Source organism: Pantoea sp. EKM103V (assembly GCF_011800365.1).
In the GTDB taxonomy this organism is placed as follows: domain Bacteria; phylum Pseudomonadota; class Gammaproteobacteria; order Enterobacterales; family Enterobacteriaceae; genus Pantoea; species Pantoea anthophila.
In genome coordinates this window covers 1-4878 of sequence record NZ_JAALFQ010000026.1, presented here as the reverse complement: position 1 = coordinate 4878, position 4878 = coordinate 1, and the positions used below count along the sequence as shown (strand labels likewise).

General features: G+C 52.4%; 4 protein-coding genes and 4 tRNA genes. 1 reads left to right on the top strand and 7 read right to left on the bottom strand.

Translation table 11 applies throughout. The features are described 5' to 3' along the window. The 5 genes from HFD97_RS21885 to HFD97_RS21865 all read right to left on the bottom strand — a co-directional run. The coding region (locus tag HFD97_RS21885) for a GTP-binding protein (RefSeq protein ID WP_244319844.1) at positions 1-311 on the bottom strand (311 nt) is incomplete at its 3' end. A gap of 108 nt (positions 312-419) precedes the next feature. Further along, a tRNA-Thr gene (locus HFD97_RS21880) sits at positions 420-495 on the bottom strand. 5 nt (positions 496-500) lie between these two features. Then, positions 501-575 (bottom strand) — tRNA-Gly (locus HFD97_RS21875). A 188-nt stretch (positions 576-763) separates the two neighbouring features. Continuing rightward, positions 764-848, bottom strand: a tRNA-Tyr gene (locus tag HFD97_RS21870). 8 nt (positions 849-856) lie between these two features. After that, positions 857-932, bottom strand: a tRNA-Thr gene (locus HFD97_RS21865). A 740-nt stretch (positions 933-1672) separates the two neighbouring features. Here HFD97_RS21865 and coaA point away from each other — a divergent pair. Next, positions 1673-2620 (top strand): type I pantothenate kinase, encoded by a 948-nt coding sequence (gene coaA / locus HFD97_RS21860; protein WP_009092666.1) that lies wholly within the window; start codon positions 1673-1675, stop codon positions 2618-2620. A gap of 44 nt (positions 2621-2664) precedes the next feature. Here coaA and birA read toward each other — a convergent pair whose 3' ends face one another. Next, a complete protein-coding gene (gene birA, locus HFD97_RS21855; RefSeq protein ID WP_046100986.1) occupies positions 2665-3624 on the bottom strand; it encodes a bifunctional biotin--[acetyl-CoA-carboxylase] ligase/biotin operon repressor BirA in 960 nt (319 codons plus the stop codon). Further along, positions 3621-4658 (bottom strand): UDP-N-acetylmuramate dehydrogenase, encoded by a 1038-nt coding sequence (gene murB / locus HFD97_RS21850; RefSeq protein ID WP_167432536.1) that lies wholly within the window; start codon positions 4656-4658, stop codon positions 3621-3623. The genes birA and murB overlap by 4 nt, the downstream gene beginning before the upstream one ends. Positions 4659-4878 lie beyond the last annotated feature (220 nt).

Here is a 4878-nt window from a genome sequence, read left to right as displayed (position 1 = left end):
AGGATCGCGCCGTCCATCTGCGCAGCACCGGTGATCATGTTTTTCACATAGTCGGCGTGGCCTGGGCAGTCAACGTGAGCGTAGTGACGTGAAGCAGTCTCATACTCAACGTGTGCGGTGTTGATGGTAATACCGCGGGCTTTTTCTTCAGGGGTGCTGTCGATCTGGTCGAATGCACGCGCCTGGCCGCCGTTGGTTTTAGCCAGTACGGTAGTGATTGCTGCAGTCAGGGTGGTTTTACCGTGGTCAACGTGACCGATGGTGCCCACGTTTACGTGCAGTTTGTTACGTTGAAATTGCTCTTTAGCCATCGCTAGTCCCTCTAAGACACGGATATATCAATGATATCATCACATTAACCAGGCAATGCCTGACTGCAAGGAAGTTACAGAGAAAATCAGGAGGGAGATTAAAGGAAGTGGTGCTGATACCCAGAGTCGAACTGGGGACCTCACCCTTACCAAGGGTGCGCTCTACCAACTGAGCCATATCAGCACATCTGGAGCGGGCAGCGGGAATCGAACCCGCATCATCAGCTTGGAAGGCTGAGGTAATAGCCATTATACGATGCCCGCATCCTGGAACTCGGCTACCTGTTCTTTCTGTAGCTTGCAGATAACAGAGAATGCCTCTGCTACCTACTGTCCGTCAGCGAAGCTGACCGACGTTGACTTCGCTAACGCTCAGTCTGAATTCAGGGTGAGAAGTGACTCACCTGACAGATAAACAGGCCGTTTATCTGAACCCAACCGCGAGGTCGGGATGGTGGTGGGAGAAGGATTCGAACCTTCGAAGTCTGTGACGGCAGATTTACAGTCTGCTCCCTTTGGCCGCTCGGGAATCCCACCTACTTGATTGGTGCCGGCTACCGGAATCGAACTGGTGACCTACTGATTACAAGTCAGTTGCTCTACCAACTGAGCTAAGCCGGCATCAAGTGACGCGCATTCTAGGAAGGTCGGCGTTCGGATGCAACTAAAAAATCGCATATTTTTTTCTATCGCTTACTATTTGTGCAAATCATCGCATTTTAGTGGTTTTCTGCGGAATATTTGTCCAGCCAGGCCCTATTTTCTCGACTTTACTCTGGCTCCACTCCCCCCCTGCCCCTCTTTTTACGATGCCTGCCCCCAGCGTTCTTACGCCGATTATTTCGCTTATTCCTGAAAAAAGATCCTGCCCATGCGCTGACTGACGCTTTTTTCGTCACGTCAGGATGATTTTGGGTTAGAGGCTAAGCTCACAGGCCGATATTTCCTGCAGACAATATCCCTTTTCTTCAACAGCGCCCGGCAGAAGGGTCCGGATGGTGTGCTTATTGAGGGGATATCGCATTCGCTTCCTTACAGGCCTTAATGCCTGGCATTGCCACCGGGACAGGTAACAAGTGTGTTACGCACTATGGGCGGGAAGACGCCTGTAACGGCTTTACAGGCTTATTGTCTGTTATAAAGTCGTTAATGGCTTGGGTAATGGCGCGTTTTGTGGCTATACCGACGAAAGCGAGATCACAGTTATCTTTTTACTTCTGTTAAAAGCCATACTGGTGATACCCTCCAGCCCATTGTTCTCACTGATAAACCAGCGATTCGTGATTCAAATCACCTGCGTTGTCCTGCTTATCGGATAACACGCCGGTGATAGCAATGAATTTGCGGTCAGATGCATGCTTATGGATAAAACTACTCCCCTGACAACGCCCTACCTAGAATTCACTCGTGAGCAGTGGGCGGCATTACGTGATTCCGTTCCTATGACGCTATCAGAGGAAGAGATTGCGCAGCTGAAAGGCATCAACGAGGACCTCTCTCTGGAAGAGGTGGCAGAAATTTATCTGCCTCTTTCGCGCCTGCTTAATTTCTATATCAGTTCAAATGTGCGTCGGCAGGCTGTACTGGAGCAGTTTCTGGGCACCAACGGGCAGAAGATCCCTTACATCATCAGTATTGCAGGTAGCGTTGCCGTCGGTAAAAGTACGACAGCACGTGTATTGCAGGCATTGCTCAGCCGCTGGCCTGAACATCGCAAGGTGGAATTAATCACCACGGATGGCTTCCTGCATCCTAATGCCGTGCTCAAAGAGCGTGGCTTAATGAAGAAGAAAGGATTCCCGCAATCCTACGATATGCACCGGCTGGTCAATTTCGTCTCAGATTTAAAGTCAGGAGCCAGTCAGGTTACCGCTCCGGTCTATTCGCATCTGATTTACGACGTTATCCCTGATGGCGATAAAGTTATACAGCAGCCGGATATTGTGATTCTTGAGGGGCTCAACGTCTTACAGAGCGGAATGGACTATCCACATGACCCCCATCACGTCTTTGTTTCTGACTTCGTCGATTTCTCAATCTATGTCGATGCAGAAGAAGATCTTCTGCAAAGCTGGTACATCAATCGCTTCCTGAAATTCCGCCAGGGTGCCTTTACCGACCCCGACTCCTACTTCCATCACTATGCCCAGCTCTCCGAGGCGGAAGCCGTTGAGATAGCGGGTAACCTGTGGAAAGAGATTAACTGGCTTAATCTGCAGGAAAATATTCTGCCGACACGAGAGAGAGCCAGCCTGATTATGACGAAAAGCGGCGATCACGCTGTTGATAAAGTCCGTCTGCGTAAATAACGCCAGTGATAAAAAAAGCCTGCTTTCATGCAGGCTTTTTTTATTCAGACAGGACGTAACGATATCTCTCCGCCAACCCATGCCTTTATTTCGCCATCCTGTTCCAGTAACAGCCCCCCCTGGCTGTCAACACCGCGCGCAATACCGTGCACTTCGCGTTCGCCGATGAGCAACTTAACAGGCCGGTTAATGAAGTTGTCCAGCGCGGCCCAGCGTGCCACAAAGGGCGCTAACCCCTCCTGCTCAAAGAGTGGCAGTGCCTCGCGCAGACGATTAATCAGACGAGCTGCCAGCTCGTTGCGATTCACCGTTACTCCGGCTTCCTGCAGGTTAATCCAGCCCTGATTAATCTGGGAGGCGTCAGCAGTTCGCATTGCCAGATTGATACCTGCACCGATCACAATCTGCGCAGCATCGCCCGTTTTCCCGGTCAGTTCAACCAGGATACCCGCCAGTTTGCGATCGTTGAGATAGATGTCATTCGGCCATTTTACCCGGACCTCATCTGCGCCCAGCGAGCGTAATGTCTCCGCCATGATGATACCAATGACCAGGCTGAGGCCCATCGCCGCTGCGGGGCCCTGTTCCAGGCGCCAGTACATCGACATATAGAGGTTAGCGCCAAATGGAGAGAACCACTGACGGCCCCGGCGTCCCCGACCCGCCTGCTGATATTCAGCAATACAGGCAGCACCAGAAGGCATGTCATGCATGCGCTCCAGCAGGTACTGATTCGTTGAGTCAATCACCGGTATCACCGAGACATTGCCCTGCTCAACCTGCGCGAGAATCGCCTGCTCATCCAGTAGCTGGATTGGCGCAGGCAGACTGTAGCCTTTACCGGTGACGGTATAGACATCAAGTCCCCAGCTTTTCAGTGTCTGGATATGCTTGTTGATGGCAGCCCGGCTCATTCCCAGCGTCTCACCCAGCTGCTCGCCAGAGTGAAACTCACCGTCAGACAAAATATCGACCAGCTTTAACGGGACATTGTGGTCTTTCATGCGATCACCTCGACGGCATTGCATTCACCCTGTGCCTGAATAAACCGGACTTCAGGCTCAAGCCAGACATCAAACTTCTCCCCTACCCGGGCGCGTACCGCTCTGGCCAGCGCCACGATGTCGGCAGGCAGGGCATGGTCAGCATTGATCAGCACCAGAGCCTGCTGCTGATGAACAGCTGCGCCCCCGATGCGATAGCCTTTAAGCTGGCACTGATCGATCAGCCAGCCCGCTGCCAGCTTCGTTTCACCCTCTGGCATCAGATAGTGCGGCATGGCGGGGAACCGGGCCAGCAGAGCGCTGCACTGCGCCTGCGTCACCACCGGATTTTTAAAAAAGCTGCCGACATTTCCGGTGACTTTCGGATCCGGTAACTTGCTCTGACGCATCTGACACACAGCGTGATAGACATCCCAGGCACTGGCGATGGCAGGATTCAGTGTTTTCAGATCGCCATAGGTCAGGACAGGCTGCCATTGCTTAGGCAGGCATAGCCCGACTGCGACGATGACATAGCCTGACTGATAACGGTGTTTGAAAATGCTGTCGCGGTAGCCAAACTCACAGGCTTCACGATCCAGACGTTCTATTTCGCCACTGTGCAGATTAAGCACATCCACATATTCGCAGACATCTTTTAACTCCACGCCGTAAGCACCAATATTCTGAATCGGTGCCGAGCCGGTCATGCCCGGGATCAGCGCCAGATTTTCCAGTCCGGCGATCCCTTTTTCCAGGGTACTTTTGACCAGCTCATGCCAGTTCTCACCGGCTCCGACATGCAGTTTCCAGCTCTCATATTCATCCTGAATGGTGATGCCTTTAATGCGGTTCAGTACCACGGTTCCGGCAAAATCATCCAGAAAGAGGACATTGCTGCCTTCACCGAGCACAAGGAAAGGCGTTTGATCCTGCTGGCTGGCCTGCCATGCAGCCAGAATGGCGGCAGGCGTCTCAGCGACGATGCGTTTTTGTGTGTGTACTTCAAGCCCAAGTGTATTGTCGGCTTTTAAGGAGGGATGCTGGCTGGACATTTGACGGCCTTAACTGAGTTATCTGGCCGTAGTTTACCGTATCGGAGATGTGTTCTCAGGCAGTTTTCGGGGTCCGAAGGCGGTTTTTCACGATCGGCAGACGTAAAAAAGCCCCGCACGTCGGTGCGGGGCTTCTTCACTTATATAATGCCTGGCAGTTCCCTACTCTCGCATGGGGAGGCCCCACACTACCATCGGCGCTACGGCGTTTCACTTCTGA

Excerpts from the sequence above, each read along its gene's own strand:
- coaA (WP_009092666.1), top strand. The coding sequence starts at position 1,673 with ATGGATAAAACTACTCCCCTGACAACGCCCTACCTAGAATTCACTCGT.
- birA (WP_046100986.1), bottom strand. The coding sequence starts at position 3,624 with ATGAAAGACCACAATGTCCCGTTAAAGCTGGTCGATATTTTGTCTGAC.
- murB (WP_167432536.1), bottom strand. The coding sequence starts at position 4,658 with ATGTCCAGCCAGCATCCCTCCTTAAAAGCCGACAATACACTTGGGCTT.